The organism is Pedobacter paludisoli, assembly GCF_052344095.1.
Lineage (GTDB): Bacteria > Bacteroidota > Bacteroidia > Sphingobacteriales > Sphingobacteriaceae > Pedobacter.
Map to the genome: position 1 here is coordinate 2,326,211 of NZ_CP179926.1, position 17,735 is coordinate 2,343,945.

Consider the following 17,735-nt stretch of genomic DNA (forward strand, 5'->3'; position numbering starts at 1 on the left):
TAACCATGAATACATTTATTTACGGAACTAGCCACTTAAGTGTTGGTACTTGCCTCGACATTGCTTCGGGAAAAACCAAAGGAATACTTGGCGAGCACGCTAAAAAGAAAATTCTACAATCGAGGGAAGAAGTAAAGAAAATTGTTGCGGCCAAACATCCTGTTTACGGTATCAATACCGGCTTTGGCCCCCTGTGCGATACGGGAATATCGGAGGCAGATACAAGCTTACTTCAAAGCAACATTTTACGTAGTCACAGTGTTGGCGTAGGCAATCCTATTCCGCTTGAAATTGCTAAATTAATGATGATATCGAAGGTGCATGCACTCTCGCAAGGCTTTTCGGGTGTAGCTCTTGAAACGCTAGAACGCATTATTTGGCACATTGATAACGATATTATCCCCTTCGTACCCGAGAAAGGCTCTGTAGGTGCTTCGGGCGATTTGGCGCCCCTATCGCATTTGTTCTTACCGCTTATCGGTTTAGGAGAAGTGTTTATGGATGGCAAATGGCAAGCAAGCAGGGAAATTTTAAATCAACATCATTTGGCTCCCTTAATTTTAGGACCAAAAGAAGGCCTAGCGTTGATTAATGGTACGCAGTTTATTTTATCGTTTGCTATCAAAGCCGTACAACGTTTATCGGAAGCACTTGATCGTGCCGATTTAATTGGTGCTATGTCGGTTGAGGGATTAATGGGCTCTGCACGTCCATTCGATGCACGTTTACATGCTATTCGTCCTTTCAAAGGCACTATCCACGTAGCAAAACGCCTATCTACTTTATTAAACGAATCAGAAATTAATACTTCGCATGTGAATTGCGACCGGGTACAAGACCCCTATTCGCTTCGCTGCATTCCACAAGTTCACGGAAGTTCTCGAAATGCTTGGTTGCATTTGAAAGAAATGACCGAAATTGAATTGAATTCTGTTACCGACAACCCCATTATTTTTAGTGCTGAGGACACCATTAGTGGTGGTAATTTCCATGGTCAGCCCTTGGCTATGCCTTTAGATTATGCAACAGTAGCCGCCGCCGAATTGGGTAATATTGCTGATCGCCGCTGTTATTTAATGAGTGAAGGCCGATATGGCTTACCTAAATTACTGGTAAACAACGCAGGACTCAATTCAGGCTTGATGATTCCACAATACACTACCGCAGCCTTGGTTACCGAAAATAAAACTTTGTGTTTCCCTGCAAGTGCCGATAGCGTACCAACCTCTTTAGGTCAGGAAGATCACGTGTCAATGGGTTCAATTAGCGGACGCAAGCTTCATCAGGTTTTGGATAATCTTGAACATATTCAAGCCATTGAATTGTTGTATGCATCGCAAGCAATGGATTTTAGAAGACCCCTAAAATCGACTCCAATCATCGAAGCTTGTTACGATTTAGTTCGCCAACATGTGCCTTACATTGAAGACGATCGCATTTTTGCAGACGACATGAAACAACTGCATCAATTAATTATTAACGGTACATTTTTAACGGTTGCCAACGAAACCGCAGCCACGCACCATATCAACCTAAACCATGACGACTTCAGAATTTATTAATACATACGCCAATCATCCCGTTTATAAAGCCCCTACCGGGATGAATTTACATGCTAAAAACTGGCAAACCGAAGCTGCCTTACGCATGCTATTGAACAATTTAGACGGACAAGTAGCCGAAAACCCCGATGAATTGGTGGTTTACGGTGGAATTGGACAAGCTGCGCGGAATGTAGAATCGCTGCAAAAGATTATCGAAATTCTATTAGAGCTAGACGAACACCATTCTTTATTGGTACAATCAGGGAAACCAGTTGGCATTGTTCGCAGTCATCCTGAGGCACCACGTGTGCTCATTGCTAATAGTAATTTAGTGCCCGAATGGGCCAATTGGGAACATTTTAACGATTTGCGGGCCAAAGGGCTGATGATGTATGGCCAAATGACCGCTGGAAGCTGGATTTACATTGGAACACAAGGTATCTTACAAGGTACCTATGAAACCTTCGTCGCTTGTGGCACTGAACATTTCAATGGTGATTTAAGCGGAAAGTTGGTGGTAAGTGCTGGTTTAGGAGGCATGGGTGGTGCTCAACCTTTAGCGGCAACCATGGCCGGAGCCGTATTTTTGGGTGCTGATGTAGATGCATCGCGCATTCAAAAACGGGTAGACACGCAGTACATTGATAAAATGACGCACTCCTATGAGGAAGCTATCCAATGGGTAAAAGAAGCTATTCAAAAGAAAGAGGCGATTTCCATTGGATTGGTAAGTGATGCGGGCGATTTACTTGAAAAATTAATACAAGATAATCTCGTACCCGATATCTTAACGGACCAAACCTCCGCGCACGATCCCATTAACGGTTATGTACCGAATGGGTTAAGTCTGGGTGAAGCAGAAAAGTTGCGTAAAAGTAACCCTGAAGCGTATAAAGCCGCTAGCTTAAAAAGCATGGCTCGACACGTTGGTTTCATGCTTCACTTACAAAAGGCTGGTGCGGTTACTTTTGATTATGGGAATAACTTACGCGAATTTGCACGTCAGGGAGGTGAAAAAGACGCTTTTAATTTCCCCGGCTTTACACCAGCCTATATCCGTCCATTATTTTGCGAAGGGAAAGGCCCTTTCAGATGGGTGGCTTTATCAGGCGATCCTGAAGATATTTACACAACCGATCGTGCATTAATGGAAGCTTTTCCAGAAAATAAACCTTTGCTACAATGGTTGGAAAAGGCACAAGATAAAATATCCTTTCAAGGATTACCAGCGCGCATTTGCTGGCTTGGCATGGGCGAACGTGAAAAAGCGGGTTTATTGTTTAACGACTTGGTAAAAACAGGAAAAGTAAAAGGCCCTATTGTAATTGGTCGCGATCATTTGGATTGTGGCTCGGTAGCTTCACCAAATCGTGAAACGGAAAGCATGAAAGACGGTTCGGATGCGGTATCTGACTGGCCTTTACTTAACTTAATGGCCAATGCCTCGGGTGGCGCTACTTGGATTTCCTTTCATCATGGTGGTGGCGTGGGAATGGGCTATTCGCAGCACGCCGGAATGGTGGTACTTGCCGACGGAACCGAACGCGCGGAAACCTGCCTAAAACGTGTCTTACACAATGATCCAGCCATGGGTATCTTCCGTCACAACGACGCAGGTTACGACAAAGCGGAAGAATGGGCGGAGAAATTCAACTTAAAAGTTTGGTCATGAAAAAATTAATTGGCCCTTTTAGTCAAATTGTGTCCCTTTCTGGATTACCGTTAAAAGGGGCACTGTCCGATGAACAATTAAACATCATTGCTCAAGGCGGTGTGGTAATTGAAGATGAAAAAATTCTTGAAATTGGGGATTTTAAGCAGTTAGCTCTCGCGCATCCTACTGCATTACTAGAAGAAATAACCGAACCAAGCGTGTTGTTGCCTGGTTTTATCGATTGCCATACACACATCTGCTTTGCAGGAAGCAGAGCGCGCGATTATGCCATGCGCAATGCCGGCAAGACGTATCTAGAAATTGCCGAAGCCGGGGGGGGCATTTGGGATTCGGTTACACAAACCAGAGTAGCTGATGAGGCTACATTAACTCGTCTTTTACGCAATCGGATTAAACGCCACTTAACTGAAGGCGTAACCACTATTGAAGTTAAAAGTGGTTATGGTTTAAATATAGAAGATGAACTAAAGCAATTGCGTGCAATAAAGGAGGCGAATGCGCTGGAGAACGCCGATTTAATTGCTACCTCGCTTGCAGCACACATGAAGCCGAAAGATTTTGAAGGAACTGCTGCAGCATATTTGCAACAGGTTTTAAAAGATCTCTTACCCATTGTAAAAGAAGATAACTTAGCCTCAAGAGTGGACATTTTTATCGAAAAAAGTGCTTTTACTCCTGAAGAAGCAATTATTTACCTGTCACAGGCAAAAGAAATGGGTTTCGACATAACCGTTCACGCCGATCAATTTAGTGTTGGTGGAAGTGAAGTTGCGGTTACGATGCATGCTCATTCTGCCGACCATTTAGAAGCAAGCGGTGATGTAGAAATTGCTATGCTGGCACAATCCGAGACGGTTGCCGTTACTTTACCCGGGGCATCACTTGGCTTAGGGATGAATTATACTCCGGCTAGAAAATTATTGGATGCTGGAGCCTGTTTGGCCATCGCTAGTGACTGGAATCCGGGTTCGGCGCCAATGGGCGATTTACTTTTACAAGCTGCTGTTATGGCTGCTGCCGAAAAATTAAGTGCTGCTGAAACATTCGCGGGATTAACATATCGTGCAGCTGCAGCCCTTCATTTGGAAGATAGAGGAAGTCTTGCTCCTGAAATGTTAGCGGATATGCAAGCCTACCCTTGTGAGGATTACCGCGAAATTTTGTATCATCAGGGCAAATTAAAACCTACTCGCGTTTGGAAAAACGGAGAAATAATTCATTGAGATAGTGTTCTATTAAGCTTTGTGAAGATGATTAATACGTGTTACAAAACCAATCCCTACAAAATCAGCGATATTGTTTAGTTTTGAGAAAAGTACTTGAAGCAAATACTATCTTTTTACCAAACAGCGGCTAAACCTTCAATTTCTAGCCGGTCTTTTCCTTATACGCTGGATTTGATTGGTGGCAATAAACAAAGTCCTCATTCGGCGGCTTGCTTGAGCCTGAATTTTTTGGTGATGTAAAAAATAACCACCAATTAAACCTATCAGTGAACCCACCATAATATCAATAAAACGGGTATGTAGTAAATCGGTAGAAGAATTCTGAGCGATAACGGAAGCTGATTCTGCCATAAGCAAAGTCATCGGAGTAATGAAAACCACCGACAAGGCATAATGGCGCACAATTAACATCTCAATAATGAATTGCAATACGGCAATGGTTAAAATAACATAAATTGGATTAAAACTTAATTTGAACAAAAAATAACTGAGACATAGCCCTACCATGGTCCCTAAAATACGGTGTTTGCTGCGCTGCCAAACATGCCTAACCGAGGAGCCTTGAATAATGGCTATTGCGGAAATTGCCAACCAATACGGTTTATGAAAATTAAACACAACACCTACTAACAACGATATCCCTACTACAACTCCAACGGTGATAGAAGTACTTAAATTACCAAAAACCCATCTCGGTCTGATTTCCTTGTGGTTTTCCACTAACGATTTCTTGTCGAGCAAGAGGCAATACAAAAAGGCAATTAGTACGGTACTGAGTGTTCCCATGGCAACCATACCCATTCGCATCGGAATCATTTCCAAATTAAAAGGCATACCCAGCGCCATTGCGGCAATTACGATGAAAAAAAAGTTCCCCGGTGGAGGCAATTTAAATTTATTAACCAAATAATTGGTTGCAAAGGCAAAAAGAGCTAAAACAAGTGGAGTAAACAGTAGAAACTGACTAAAAACGAGTCCTACAGCCATACTGAAAACATATCCAAATGAACAAATAATCAAGGTATTCATGCGTCTACTAATACTTCCCTTCGGCATTTGTAAAGAAACAATTCCACCTATACAGCCTAACATCGCATTCGTGTATCCGTAAAAAAAATAAATCAAAAAGACTGCCGTTGCTACTGAAACTCCAGCCAATGCCGGAAAATGCCAAACTCTATCGGTTTTATTAATTATCCATAAATCGCGAAACTCATTTTTAACAACATCGCGTATGGAGGTAATAAACTGCATCATTTACATCTTTTTAGCAAAATAGCGTACAAATTAAGACTTCGTCAATTTCTTTATATCGCTTACACGAAGAACATGTGTGGGATATCCTTCTTGAACGGTGAGAATCATGGCTTTGGCTAAATCGCTCAGATGAATAGTCGTTTTTCGCATCACATATTTCAAGACACTGGCTAAAACTCGATATAAAGTTTTAACATTCTTTTGTCCTTCAGTTGGCAGCATTAAAGATGGACGGAAATTATAAACCGCCTTAAATCCAATTTTCATTAAATCATTCTCTGTTTTACCCTTAACGCGTGCCCACATAATCTTACCTTGTTCTGAACTATCGGTACCTGTACCGGTTACATAATTGAAAACCATTTGAGGATTTTGTTCAACAACAACTTGCGCAAAAGTTATTGTTGTATCGTAGGTTATTCGTGTATACTCCGCTTCATTAAGGCCTATAGAACTTATTCCGGCACAGAAAAAACAAGCATCAAATCCTGTTAAATCGTTTGCAAAATCTGCTATTTTTAAAAAATCAGGAACAATTAATTCTTTTAATTTAGGATGTTGCAATGGATAGGATTTTCTGCCGACTACCAAAACTTCAGAGATAACATCATTGCTCAAGCATTCTAACAAAACGCCCTCTCCTACCATTCCAGTAGCTCCTGTAAGTATAATTTTCATCCTCAATATTAAAAATTCAATTGGATTAAATCAAAGCTTTCTGCTTTTATCTTCTTCTTCCGCCTCTAAAACCACCTCCCATTCCTCCACGTTGGAAATTCTGGAATCGTTGTGTTTGAACTTGTCCTCTTTGACGCGATTGAAATCTTTGGTTTAATCCACCCGTACTTGGATTACTTGGATGATTTTTTTGCCATGTTCCTTTTTCATATTTATTCCAGTTTCCATTTGCATCGCGTTGGTAAATATTTCCATCATGCCCAGCAAAGGTTCCATTTTTACCATTTACAACTTTCGTTCCGTTGGGTCCTATTATACCCGTGCGACCACCGGAAGTATGATACCCAAAAGCTGTTCCTGCACCCGTTGAAACGTGCCCGGTTTGAATCCATTGATTTCCGCGTCCGGCAACAGAAGTTCCCCATTGCGCGTACGGACTATGTCCTTGACTGGTTCCTGCATAGCCGCCGGTCCAAGGGTTGTAGGTACCAGCAACAGTTCTTCCATTGTACCAACCTTGCGCTGTAGCCACATGTCCATAACGTCCGGTTGCGGGATTATACCCTGCTGCAGAACGCGCATATCCGTATGGCCCGTAATAGGCTCTTCCTGCCGCCCATCCTCCTGTCCAAGGATTATACATAACCCCGGAACCCCATGCGCATGGCCAAGGATTGTAAAACGGATAATACATTCCAGGTCCCCACCACATATATGGAGGGTAATACCAACCGGTACCGTAGGCAATACACGCCCCAAAAATAAACATCCCCATGTAACCTGCCGTATAACTACTTTCAACCGTTGTTTCAGTTGAATTCGTTTGCGTTACGTAGATGACGTTGTACACCGGTGAACTTGGCGGAATCGTATAAATTTCTTTTGGAATTGAATCAGCCACTTTCCAAGGTCCTCGTGGATCTTTGGATATAAACCAAATCGCATTGTCGCATAAGTAGTAATCATCTTGGCATTTCACTACTTTAGATGTTGTATTTACAGCATATAACAATTGTGTAGAATCGATTTGAGCAAATTTTGGATCGCCATTATACACCACTTTAACTTTGGCTTCCACTTCTGATTTGGTCACAATAGCGGTTACCGGCACTTGTGCAAGCAAAACGGCATCCGATGCCTGAATGGTTCCAGGAACAAAAGAAAGCACGTGCGTTTTAACCGTATTATCCGGGATTTTCGCAAAATCGGCCGGTAATTTATCCTTTACATACACCCAAGGACCGGTAATTACCGCAGAACGATACCATCGTCCTGATAGCAGTATATAATATTTTTTGGCAGCGTTATCCAAAAATATATCACTCTTGGTGTTCGAAACATACGATAAACTTGTTCCTGTAATCTTTGTGTATATTGGGTTTCCATTTATCAACAACAACTCCGCTGGTTTATTGCTAAAAAATACTTTAGGCGCTCCCGCACTCGTTGTTGCAGGAATCATTTTCTTTACTTCATCAAAATTCTGTCCAGTGGGCAGCTTACTAAATTCGGCTGGAAGGGCAGTTGTTTTTACCCATGGACCGCGATAGTCTTTCGCTTTTAACCATACATTTTTTGCGAGAAAGTAATATTCCTTCCCTTTCTGATCGAAAAAAACATCCCAATTGGTATTGACAACATATTTTAATGTTGAATTTTCGATGGGTGCTAACAAGGCAGAGTCGCCTTCAATGGTTAGTACAATTGCTGGTGTGGTACTGTAAAAAATTTGCGGGGGATCTGTTTTTAAATTAACCGACTTATTTTGCGTTTTGCTTCGATCTAAATCGGCAAGAACCCTATCAAGTGAAATAGTTTCGCCATTTCCAGGAACCAACTCCTTAAAAAGTACGGTCATTTGTGCAACCGAATCGACTCCGAGGGATGAAAAACGCACATCCATTACGTCCAATCCACGAATAAAAACGGTACGCGCTTCTTTATCGGTGAGCGTACTAGCTTGTAATGATGATACTCCTAAAATGGGCTTTCCTCCTTTTGGTGTTAAAGAAAAAGCCATTTGAAAAGACAAATTTTTATATTCTTTCCAATCATCTATTTGGGGCTGATAATACACCAAGGTACCCCCATCTTTTTTAATTTGACGCGGCCACCCGATATCTTCTGTTGGTGTGGTTTGAGCAAAAGCTACTCCTGTAAATAAAAAAAGACTAATCAGAAATATAGCAACGGAATATACTTTTCTACCCTGATCAAAATTGATTTCAAGCTTTTTCATATCAGCATTTCTAAGAATAAGATTTATAAGCAACCTCGTTTATGTTAATCATCCATAAATGGGCACTTTCGGTAGCATAAAATTAACTGTATTGTAGCGGATGCGTGGGAATATTCCTTCCAAAATGGTTGCAGATTTTAAAACGAAACTTCTGTAACGACTTTCAAAAGAATCAATACACCATTTTCAATGCCATTAAAAATAGCTGAGCCACCACTGGCTATGGTTGGTTTTATACTTGCTGTACCATCGACAAGGGAAATACAATATCACCACCAATACGAACCAAATCAAATAAACGCCTGCAAGGGAGAAACCAAAAGAAGCAGCTCCAGGCCCCGACTGATTCCCTAAATCGGCCAGGGAACGACCGGTCACCAAAAACAAGAACATATACCCAATCATTAACAAATACCAGTGTAAGATGTAATAAAACAAGGGCACTTTACCAAAGGTGATAATCCGTTGACTGAATGGATTATTGATCGATTCTGTTTTTGCCAATACAAATAAAGATAAGCCGAGGGTCATACTGAGGTACAACAATGACGGCGGATATTTGGATACATTAAAAAACGAAATTACAGATAGAACGGCGGTATTTTGACTAGACCAAGGTGCTGGGTCGCCATACACGTTGAAATACCATAAAATAACAAATAAGAGTATCAAAATCGCGCCCATGTTGATTAAAATTTTCTGGCGTTTTTCGGCCGTAACGTCCTCTTTATAAAGCGCTCCTGCGGCATAGCCGAGTAACATGACACTCGTCCATGGAAGCAATGCATAGCCAATTAACAGGATATGGTTTTCATCAATTTTCCAAACTTCGCCAAATCCCTTTCCAGATACCATCAGTTTCCAAACCAAGGTGTTTCCTAGAGAACCTACCTCCACAAAATCAAAAATATTGTGTCCGAGAAGGATAATGACACCAATGAGGCCAATGATTCGGAGAGGTAGCCACAGCAACAAACCCAATACTATCATGCTGGCTCCAATCGCCCAAATCACCTGAAAAATAATCACATGAAAAAATAAATCACCGGTTTGTGCAAAGCGGATAATAACAAATTCGATTAAAAGCAACCAAACACCTCTTTTGATTAAAAAAGCAGAAAACGCTCTTTTTGTTCTCCGGGTACCAGCTAAATAAGCCGAAATTCCACTTAGAAAAACAAAAGCTGGCGCACAAAAATGAGTTATCCAGCGGGTGAAAAACAAAAAAGGGGTTGTACTGGCTAAATCGGTTGGTTCAGGATGACCGTAATGAAAAAAATCACGGGTATGATCAATAGCCACAATTAGCATCACGATTCCACGCAAAATATCAATAGAATTAACGCGTTTTTTTAGGGGATGAGGCTGAGCGTTCATTTCTTAACTTATTAATTTTAAAAAGGTTAAACAATATAAACAGATTATTTCATTTTTATCAACTGATATGAAATAATCTAACCCAAATATCCAGTCCATCCCTCCTCACTACAATTAATTCTTCAGTTTTTCTCTGATTTTGCGCTTATATTTTAAATTCTTCCTTTTTTCTGATTGATTGTGTTCGTCCAAAAGGCACAACTCTATTTTATCGGGGCTCTCTCCCAATTTTATCACATTTTTGGCAACAGCATTGAAAACAGCCTGTATTAAACTCCTTAATAAATCAACTATTATCACCTAAAACATGCGAATTACACAAGAAAAAAGCGAAATAACAAATTAATAATCAACAAATTAAGACTTTCAAGAATTATTAAAAGAGCTCTTGCAGCCATAATTTTGGAATAGAAATTATTATCTTCGCTAAACCTATGATCATCTTAAATACCCTCGTTAGCATCTCAAGTTTTTTCCTGCTCTTATTTTCTATTCATTTATTTTTTTCGAAAAAAGGGAATAAAAAACAAAACGTGCTGCTTGCTATTGTATTTTTTACGCGTACCACGCAGCTGGCCACTTCAGTTGTGATGACAGCCGAAAATACCCAAGCCTTACGCATCTTGTTTCCTCTTTTTACACCCTTTCATTTTATTCTTCCTGCTTGTTTTTATTTATACACAACAGGCTTTATACATCAGCGTAAGCATCTACTTAAACGGGAGTGGTTACATTTTATTCCTGCTTTAATTGCGCTTGTTCATGTATTTCCTTGGCCTGGCACCCCACCCTTAGACTGGAATTTAATTGCAAGTCAGCTTGCTGAAAATGGCTATTTAACCTTGCGTACAAAAAGCGGTTTGTTTCCTACTTCTCTTCATTATATCGGAAGGCCTTTGTTAATTATTTTTTATTTATTGCTTACGTGGTTCACCATCTTAAAGTCGGGAATACTCAAGGAAACAAAAACCAATAGTCAGGTGCGCGACTGGGTGCTATTTTTTATCAGCGCGGCAACATTTTTTCAATTAACCAGCTTAGCGCCAATTGTAGTAAATTGGCTGCATCTCCCTTTGCACAACACGTTTTTTATTATCTTGAATTGCATCGCCTTATTACTTATTTTCTTATACTCCATTCATAATCCACATATTTTTTACGGAAACTTACTTATCTCCATTAATTGGGATAAGAAAAGTCCTGAACAAAAAATAGTACCTATAGAGGATTCCATTTTAACAAAGGAGACGAAACAAGTGAAAGTTCCGGTTAAAAAAATAAATCTGTCAACAGAACTTCTTTCTTCCCATGCACAACTGATGATTCAGACGATGGAAAATGATAAAATTTATCTTAATCCCGACTTACAAATTATTGATGTAGCCAGCAAGTTAAACATCCCCATCCATCATTGCTCGTATGTCATCAATAATCATATTGGGAAAAACTTCAGAGACTGGCTCAATGCGTATCGTGTAGAACATTTTTTAAAAGAATATCCGCTACATCTTGACAAAAAAACCATCGAAGCAATAGCACAAGAATCAGGTTTTAAAAGCCAAGCAACCTTTTACAATGCTTTTAAAAAAGAGAAGGGCGTAATGCCAACCGTTTATTTTTCGCCAGAAAAGCCGCTTTAAACACCTTAAAAGCACTCTTTGCATACAACGATTGAATCGTTAGAGATACTTCATGTCCTTCCTTTAGCTTTTAAATACCATTTAGCTATACCTTTATCGCAACAGCTGTCCCGATTGTGCTGGTTAATATTTATTAATTTTTAACGTCCACATCATGATTATTCATCCAGAGAATCGTTCGTACTTGAAGCCCTTTTTTAAATACCTCAATCAATTTCATCCACTTTCTACTGAATTTATGGATTTTCATGCGAAAACTTGTCAAATAGTGCATGTTAAAAAGAATAAGTTTTTTCTCTCTCCCATCGATTCTAACAATGCCACCTATTTTGTGCTTAAAGGTTGTGTAAGGGGTTTTATAAAGGATGATAATAAAGATATTACCACTTGGTTTGCTTTTGAAGAAGAACTAATTGAAGCCATCCGTCACCCTGAGCAAAACTCAAACTATTCGATGGAATATCTTCAAGCGATTGAAGATTGTGACCTTGTACGAATCCCCTTTAGTACAGTCGACCTGCTTTATTTAAACTTTCCGGAAGCCAATATACTTGCCAGAAAAGTATTGGCTCAACTGTATCATAAAGCCTCTGAACGTTCTATCTTAGCCAGAATCCCAACTGCACTTGGCCGTTACCACAGACTTGAAAGTACTGATTTTAATTTAAACCGAATTCCTCAGCGTTTTTTAGCCAGCTATTTAGGGATGCGTTTAGAAACATTAAGTAGAATACGAAACAAAACGGCTCATGAACAAATACGTAAACTGGCATAATCCCGTTTGCTTTACCTACACCATTTACAAGCCTTCAATTGCATATGTTGGCGCGGTATTTTCAAATGCTTAGCGCTTGAAAATCTTTGTGTTTTTTTAAGCTCCGATGCAAAAAACTTAACACACTTAAAATATTAACATAAAGGATTTTACCTATATTTATGTTCTAAACATTCTTTCATCAACCTTTATAAAAACAATTATGGGAAAATTTGTAATAACAAAACGGAGTAATGGAGAATTTCAATTTAACTTAAACGCGGGCAATGGGCAAACCATTTTAACCAGCGAAGGTTATTCAACAAAAGCAGCATGTGAGAACGGTATTGAATCTGTCCGTAAAAACTCCGCAGACGACAGTAAATTTGAACGTAAAACCGCCTCTAACGGCAAATTTTACTTCAACTTAAAAGCTACCAACGGACAAATTATTGGAGCAAGTCAAATGTATGAAAGCGAAAGCAGTTGCGAAAACGGAATTTCCTCTGTTACCAGTAATGCGCCAGAAGCGAGTATTGATGACCAAAGCCACTGATACAAAAATCTTATTTCATTGAGAAGAGGCTGTCCCAAAATACCGAGACGGCCTCTTTTTTATTTTATTTCCAATTTGGTATCATTTGGACATGGTATGGTCTAAAATCAGTTTTAGCTGTTCAATTTTTCAAAAAGCATGAAAAAACAGTCTTTTTAAGCTGCTTTTTTCCTTATATTTTGTGCGATTGCCAATAATCCCCATTCTATTGCCACTTTTTCTTTTCCACGGAGCATAAAGCGGCGGAACCCTTGGTTCTGTTTAATATTTCCGAAAACTGGCTCAACATCATAACATCGTTGCTTTCGCTTCTCAATTCCTTTCTCGCTGTTTAGCAATTGATAAGCTGTTTGTTTATGGCTGAGTAGATTAGTGTTAATTTCTATTATTCGGTTTCCTTGCGATTTATGACAAACACCATTTAATGGGCAATTGCTGCAATTTCTTGCTTGATATCTTTTACTTGTTTGTTCGAAACCGGTACTGGTTTTTCGTTTTGCATCGCCAATGTAATGCATCTGTTGGCCCATTGGGCAGATATAACAATCTTGTTCCTGGTTGTAAAATAACTTGTCGGCTTGAAAGCTTTTCTTACTGGTATATCGTTCATTTTGCTCTTTGTCGAACATATTGTATTTAACATAAGCTTCAATTCCTTTCTGCTCCAATAGTTCGTAATTTTCTTCACTACCATATCCTGCATCTGCGGTAATGCTTTTTAAACTTTTGCCAAAGCTGGTCTCGTGTTGTTCGATGTGGGCTTTTAAAGTGGTGGTATCGGTTGGGTTTGGGTGAATGGTGTAGTTTACAATAAACTGGTTTGAGGTTGATATCTGTACATTATAACCCGCTTTTAACTGGCCATTACGCATATGATCCTCTTTCATACGCATAAATGTGGCATCCTCATCGGTTTTGCTGTAGCTATTGCGATTACCTAAAATAGCCTCTTTTACCTCATATTCAGCTATCTTTTTTGGATATTCTTTACTGATGTATTTCAGCTTGTTTTTAATCTTTTTATTTGCATCGGGATTATCAGCTAATACTTCATTAAGCTTATCTACCGTTGCTTGTACTTTCTCTTTATTTATTTCGGTAAAATCAGGTGGATCAGGAAGTTCATCTTCAGCTTTAGTTATACTTTGGGCATAAGTCCAAATATCGGCTAAAGCCAACTTCATCTTTTCTTTATTGGTTTGAATAGCCTTTTTCCATACAAAAGTATATTTATTGGCATTTGCCTCTATTTTGGTGCCATCGGTATAAACTTCTTCTATACTCAATAAGCCTTCTTCGGCTAATAACAAAACAACTTCTTCGAATATTTTGCGCAAGTGTTCTTTTAAACGAACCCCGCGAAAACGATTAATGGTATTGTGATCTGGATAACTCATTCCACTAAGCCACATAAAGTTAATATTCTCCCGACAAGCAGTTTCTAGTTTCCTGCTGCTATAAACGTTACTTACATACCCATAAACTAGAATCTTTAAGAGCATTTGAGGGTGATAACTCGAGCTGCCTTTGATTTGATAGGCATTTAGCAGGCTTTGGATATTGATTTTGTTTATCACATCGTTAACTATCCTAACTGGGTGCCCTGCAGTTATTAATTCGTCAAATGTAGGTGGAAAAGCCATCATCTGATCTTGGTAATAAGGCTTGAAAACAGGGGTTTTTGACGACATAAATTTCTAAATATTTATACTTAAATATCTGAAATTCAAATGATTAAACAAAATTATTAAACAAGAATTTATCAACTTTTTTTAAAACAAAAAGAGACTGCCTTTTTGAGACAGCCTCTTTCAACAATTTAACGTGGTTCTTCCATGAAACATACAAGAATACGCTCAGACATCGAGTAGGCCTATCCACTACCACGTTATCTACGTGATTTTCTTACGATATAATTTTACCCGTTAATGCGGGCTCCAGCACGCGGTGGAGATGTTGGCTATATTCTTCCATATCTTTCTGAATGTTTGCATTTTTCTCTACATCATGAAAATGAAAACTCTCCATTGGTTCTAAGGCGGCAAATGCATTCATCCGATGAAATCCAAAAAGAGGTCCATTGTCAACACTCGTCTGATTAAAGAATTCACCCGGAAGTGTAAATGCAGTTTTTGGCGCATTCCAACTGCTTGTAACCATATATTTTTTACCCGCTAACATGCCTCCCGTCCCGTAATTTATTTCGGGGTTTTCTGCGGTTCTGCCATCACTTTTATATATTCCTTTTCTATGACCAGCAGTAAAAACCTCGTCAATATATCTTTTAAATCCATTCGGTAACTGAAACCACCACATTGGGGTATGATAGATGATTAAATCAGCCCACACAAATTTGCTTACCTCTTCGTCTGACACATATCCATCTGCTATCCTTGTTAATTTAACTGTTACATTATCGAAACGCTTCAGAAAAGAAAGCGTATGCTCCGTTATTGTGTTATTGTATTTGCCACCAGAGTGCGCAAATTGTTGTCCTGCATTAATTACTAATACGTTTTTCATCACTTAAAATTTATTTTCAGGACAAATGTATGGAGGGATCATAGATAATTAAAATAATATAAATCATATCAAACTATTATTAAAATAATACAAATAATCCTCCCTTTAGCATTGTTTAAATTTAGCTCTGTAGGCACATTACATGCAAAAAAGGGGCAATATCGCTTAACAGATGACTAAAATAGATTAGAATATTGCCGAGAATAGTATTTAAGTCCGCTATTATAAGAATATTAAGTTATTATATTTACATCATAAATATGATATTATGGTCAATTTAGAATGGTACCGTACTTTTAAAGCGATTTACAAAACAGGTACGTTGACGGGAGCAGCCAGTACACTTTTTATCTCTCAGCCTGGGGTTAGCTTACATTTAAGTTCTTTGGAAGCTTATGTTGGTCATAAACTTTTTGATCGCACTGGAAGAAAAATGATCCCTACGGAACATGGAAAAGTCCTTTTTAATGCGCTTTTGGAACCCCTGAGCAAATTGGAGGAAATTGAAAAAAACTTTCAGCAGTCTACCGAAAAACATACCCCAACTATTAGTGTGGGTATGTGCTTTGAAACCTTTCAGATTACACTTGAAAAGTACGTATCCAAGCTTCCTTTCAACTTGATAATTAGCTTTGGAGAATATCCGGAAATGCTGGAACAACTTGACAAGGGCATTCTGGACCTCATCATTACACCAAAGAAAGGCGTTTCACAAAACATCGAACATGAGGCTTTTTCTTCAGAAAACATCGTGATGGTGGGCGGAAAGGATACCGATTTAGCATCCTTTAAACTGGTGCTAAAAAGTAAAAATCCTCAAACCATTGAGCAATGGCTCAAACAACAAAAATGGTATGGAACTGCAGGAGATATGGAGCATCTTTTTCAATTCTGGATTTTGAATTTTGGCAGAAAACCAGACTTCAGACCGAATTACATTGTACCCAACTTAAATTCGATTGTTCGCTGTCTTTCTGGAGGAACAGGCCTGGCCGTAATTCCTGATTTTCTCTGTCATGAAGAAATTAAAAAGGGCCAAGTAAAATTGATTTGGGAAGGTGAAAAGAAGCTTAAAAACACGCTCTATTTTGGTACTCGAAAAAAAACATCGCATCAAAAAGAAATAGACCATATCAAAACGCTTTTTAAGACGGTAATGGTATAAATTAGATTTCAAGCTACTGTTTATAACACATAAAGGATTTGATTAACAAATTAGCCTGTCCCGGTTAGCTTTTATTTCTCTTTGTTCATTCCGATTTGGTTTTATACTTTTTTAACTGATAGATAGAAAAAAGTCCCATTGCCAATTCTGCTAGTAGTCCAAGAATATATGCTAGAGTTGGCGGTCCATCTATTAATACACTTACTATTCGTCCAGTTGCAAGTGTCAACATAAACAATATATTCAAGTCGGTGGCTCTTTTCCAATATTCAGATTTCCAGATCCCTAAAATCCATACTCCTGATATTCCTAGATACAACATCATATTCGCTTTCAACATGTTTGCCATGTCAATTGTGCTAACTTGAATATCTAAAAGTTTTGCTAAAACTGCTGGCGAGCCATAAATTATTCCAATTGGAATTACAATTATCACAGAAAGTAGAAGATGCAGATTCTTAAGCATCGAGTTTGTTAGATCTTTCATTTTTTTCAATTTAGTTTTCGGTTACTATTTGTCTGCATGTAGGTAATGTGTAAGAAATATGAAGTGTCTGTCATTTTAGTTTATTTGTTTTTAAATTCATTGTTTTCCAATAGTAAGCAAAGCCTAAAGCTAACAAAACATGAAGTGTTAAATTTGGAATGATGCCTGATAGTTTTGTAATTACATGATTGAAATATGCCAACAATTCAATTACGAATAATCCAATTTGGATAATAATGTTTCCAAAAAGAAATACTTTTAAAGTTGCTGAAACCTCGTGACTTCGGAGTAAAAAAGCCATGATTCCAATGGCAATTAGTAATATTCCAACTTCCCTTGTCCAAGCCAATGTGGCAACCAAAGGTGCAACTCCCTTACTTTCCAATAAGATGTTCGGGAATACTAGTGCAAAAATTCCGACGGAAAATGCAATGATAGAAGCTATTGTCAAAAAAGTCTGTCTGCTCATTTTTGTAAAAATTAAACGACAAAGTTCAATATAAAACGCTATAATCTACTTGATCTGGATTAAGAAATAAAACTATTTTCTTGGTGTTTATCAAGGCTATAAAAGTGTTAGTTTTTTCTAATTCTGCTTAAATGTTCGGGGGTAA

Annotated in this window: 15 protein-coding genes; 7 read left to right on the forward strand and 8 right to left on the reverse strand. The window is 38.7% G+C overall.

Features of this window, described 5'->3' with window-relative positions; genetic code table 11:
- Positions 1 to 5: 5 nt before the first annotated feature.
- From hutH to hutI, 3 genes are read left to right on the forward strand one after another with little or no spacing between them, the layout of a single operon-like run.
- Positions 6 to 1,562: a histidine ammonia-lyase gene (gene hutH, locus ACJVDK_RS09430; protein ID WP_443936426.1), complete on the forward strand. Its 1,557-nt coding sequence runs from the start codon at positions 6 to 8 to the stop codon at positions 1,560 to 1,562.
- Positions 1,540 to 3,216 (forward strand): urocanate hydratase, encoded by a 1,677-nt coding sequence (hutU, locus tag ACJVDK_RS09435; RefSeq protein ID WP_443936427.1) that lies wholly within the window; start codon positions 1,540 to 1,542, stop codon positions 3,214 to 3,216. The genes hutH and hutU overlap by 23 nt, the downstream gene beginning before the upstream one ends.
- Complete coding sequence (gene hutI / locus ACJVDK_RS09440; RefSeq protein WP_443936428.1) at positions 3,213 to 4,442, forward strand: imidazolonepropionase; 1,230 nt, start codon at positions 3,213 to 3,215, stop codon at positions 4,440 to 4,442. Before hutU ends, hutI begins: the two co-directional genes overlap by 4 nt.
- 138 nt (positions 4,443 to 4,580) lie before the next feature.
- On the opposite strand, the gene ACJVDK_RS09445 is transcribed toward hutI, so the two are convergent.
- From ACJVDK_RS09445 to ACJVDK_RS09460, 4 genes are all read right to left on the reverse strand, one after another.
- On the reverse strand, positions 4,581 to 5,702 hold the full coding sequence (locus ACJVDK_RS09445) for an FUSC family protein (RefSeq protein ID WP_443936429.1): 1,122 nt from the start codon (positions 5,700 to 5,702) through the stop codon (positions 4,581 to 4,583).
- A 30-nt stretch (positions 5,703 to 5,732) separates the two neighbouring features.
- Positions 5,733 to 6,380: an NAD-dependent epimerase/dehydratase family protein gene (locus ACJVDK_RS09450; RefSeq protein ID WP_443936430.1), complete on the reverse strand. Its 648-nt coding sequence runs from the start codon at positions 6,378 to 6,380 to the stop codon at positions 5,733 to 5,735.
- Between the two features lie 46 nt (positions 6,381 to 6,426).
- Entirely contained in the window at positions 6,427 to 8,619 is a 2,193-nt protein-coding gene (locus ACJVDK_RS09455) for a hypothetical protein (protein WP_443936431.1), read from the reverse strand.
- A 195-nt stretch (positions 8,620 to 8,814) separates the two neighbouring features.
- Positions 8,815 to 9,996: a DUF1624 domain-containing protein gene (locus ACJVDK_RS09460; RefSeq protein ID WP_443936432.1), complete on the reverse strand. Its 1,182-nt coding sequence runs from the start codon at positions 9,994 to 9,996 to the stop codon at positions 8,815 to 8,817.
- A 434-nt stretch (positions 9,997 to 10,430) separates the two neighbouring features.
- Here ACJVDK_RS09460 and ACJVDK_RS09465 point away from each other — a divergent pair, with 434 nt between their 5' ends.
- The 3 genes from ACJVDK_RS09465 (at position 10,431) to ACJVDK_RS09475 (ending at position 12,946) form a co-directional block, all read left to right on the forward strand.
- Positions 10,431 to 11,636 (forward strand): helix-turn-helix domain-containing protein, encoded by a 1,206-nt coding sequence (locus ACJVDK_RS09465; RefSeq protein WP_443936433.1) that lies wholly within the window; start codon positions 10,431 to 10,433, stop codon positions 11,634 to 11,636.
- 154 nt (positions 11,637 to 11,790) lie between these two features.
- Positions 11,791 to 12,411 (forward strand): Crp/Fnr family transcriptional regulator, encoded by a 621-nt coding sequence (locus ACJVDK_RS09470; RefSeq protein ID WP_443936434.1) that lies wholly within the window; start codon positions 11,791 to 11,793, stop codon positions 12,409 to 12,411.
- A 202-nt stretch (positions 12,412 to 12,613) separates the two neighbouring features.
- Positions 12,614 to 12,946 (forward strand): YegP family protein, encoded by a 333-nt coding sequence (locus ACJVDK_RS09475; RefSeq protein ID WP_443936435.1) that lies wholly within the window; start codon positions 12,614 to 12,616, stop codon positions 12,944 to 12,946.
- 155 nt (positions 12,947 to 13,101) lie between these two features.
- Here the strand turns inward: ACJVDK_RS09475 and ACJVDK_RS09480 are convergent, their stop codons facing one another.
- Together ACJVDK_RS09480 and ACJVDK_RS09485 are read right to left on the reverse strand one after the other, a co-directional pair.
- Positions 13,102 to 14,637 (reverse strand): IS1182 family transposase, encoded by a 1,536-nt coding sequence (locus tag ACJVDK_RS09480; protein WP_443936436.1) that lies wholly within the window; start codon positions 14,635 to 14,637, stop codon positions 13,102 to 13,104.
- Positions 14,638 to 14,851: 214 nt separating this feature from the next.
- Positions 14,852 to 15,469: an NAD(P)H-dependent oxidoreductase gene (locus tag ACJVDK_RS09485; protein WP_443936437.1), complete on the reverse strand. Its 618-nt coding sequence runs from the start codon at positions 15,467 to 15,469 to the stop codon at positions 14,852 to 14,854.
- 268 nt (positions 15,470 to 15,737) lie between these two features.
- On the opposite strand from ACJVDK_RS09485, the gene ACJVDK_RS09490 reads away from it, so the two are divergent.
- A complete protein-coding gene (locus ACJVDK_RS09490; RefSeq protein ID WP_443936438.1) occupies positions 15,738 to 16,634 on the forward strand; it encodes a LysR family transcriptional regulator in 897 nt (298 codons plus the stop codon).
- An 85-nt stretch (positions 16,635 to 16,719) separates the two neighbouring features.
- Here ACJVDK_RS09490 and ACJVDK_RS09495 read toward each other — a convergent pair whose 3' ends face one another.
- The gene (locus ACJVDK_RS09495; RefSeq protein ID WP_443936439.1) at positions 16,720 to 17,121 is read right to left on the reverse strand and encodes a DUF4345 domain-containing protein; all 402 of its coding nucleotides are present in this window, start codon (positions 17,119 to 17,121) and stop codon (positions 16,720 to 16,722) included.
- A 70-nt stretch (positions 17,122 to 17,191) separates the two neighbouring features.
- Entirely contained in the window at positions 17,192 to 17,590 is a 399-nt protein-coding gene (locus tag ACJVDK_RS09500; RefSeq protein WP_443936440.1) for a hypothetical protein, read from the reverse strand.
- Positions 17,591 to 17,735: the final 145 nt, after the last annotated feature.

Excerpts from the sequence above, each read along its gene's own strand:
- hutH (WP_443936426.1), top strand. The coding sequence starts at position 6 with ATGAATACATTTATTTACGGAACTAGCCACTTAAGTGTTGGTACTTGC.
- hutU (WP_443936427.1), top strand. The coding sequence starts at position 1,540 with ATGACGACTTCAGAATTTATTAATACATACGCCAATCATCCCGTTTAT.
- hutI (WP_443936428.1), top strand. The coding sequence starts at position 3,213 with ATGAAAAAATTAATTGGCCCTTTTAGTCAAATTGTGTCCCTTTCTGGA.
- ACJVDK_RS09445 (WP_443936429.1), bottom strand. The coding sequence starts at position 5,702 with ATGATGCAGTTTATTACCTCCATACGCGATGTTGTTAAAAATGAGTTT.
- ACJVDK_RS09450 (WP_443936430.1), bottom strand. The coding sequence starts at position 6,380 with ATGAAAATTATACTTACAGGAGCTACTGGAATGGTAGGAGAGGGCGTT.
- ACJVDK_RS09455 (WP_443936431.1), bottom strand. The coding sequence starts at position 8,619 with ATGAAAAAGCTTGAAATCAATTTTGATCAGGGTAGAAAAGTATATTCC.
- ACJVDK_RS09460 (WP_443936432.1), bottom strand. The coding sequence starts at position 9,996 with ATGAACGCTCAGCCTCATCCCCTAAAAAAACGCGTTAATTCTATTGAT.
- ACJVDK_RS09465 (WP_443936433.1), top strand. The coding sequence starts at position 10,431 with ATGATCATCTTAAATACCCTCGTTAGCATCTCAAGTTTTTTCCTGCTC.
- ACJVDK_RS09470 (WP_443936434.1), top strand. The coding sequence starts at position 11,791 with ATGATTATTCATCCAGAGAATCGTTCGTACTTGAAGCCCTTTTTTAAA.
- ACJVDK_RS09475 (WP_443936435.1), top strand. The coding sequence starts at position 12,614 with ATGGGAAAATTTGTAATAACAAAACGGAGTAATGGAGAATTTCAATTT.
- ACJVDK_RS09480 (WP_443936436.1), bottom strand. The coding sequence starts at position 14,637 with ATGTCGTCAAAAACCCCTGTTTTCAAGCCTTATTACCAAGATCAGATG.
- ACJVDK_RS09485 (WP_443936437.1), bottom strand. The coding sequence starts at position 15,469 with ATGAAAAACGTATTAGTAATTAATGCAGGACAACAATTTGCGCACTCT.
- ACJVDK_RS09490 (WP_443936438.1), top strand. The coding sequence starts at position 15,738 with ATGGTCAATTTAGAATGGTACCGTACTTTTAAAGCGATTTACAAAACA.
- ACJVDK_RS09495 (WP_443936439.1), bottom strand. The coding sequence starts at position 17,121 with ATGAAAGATCTAACAAACTCGATGCTTAAGAATCTGCATCTTCTACTT.
- ACJVDK_RS09500 (WP_443936440.1), bottom strand. The coding sequence starts at position 17,590 with ATGAGCAGACAGACTTTTTTGACAATAGCTTCTATCATTGCATTTTCC.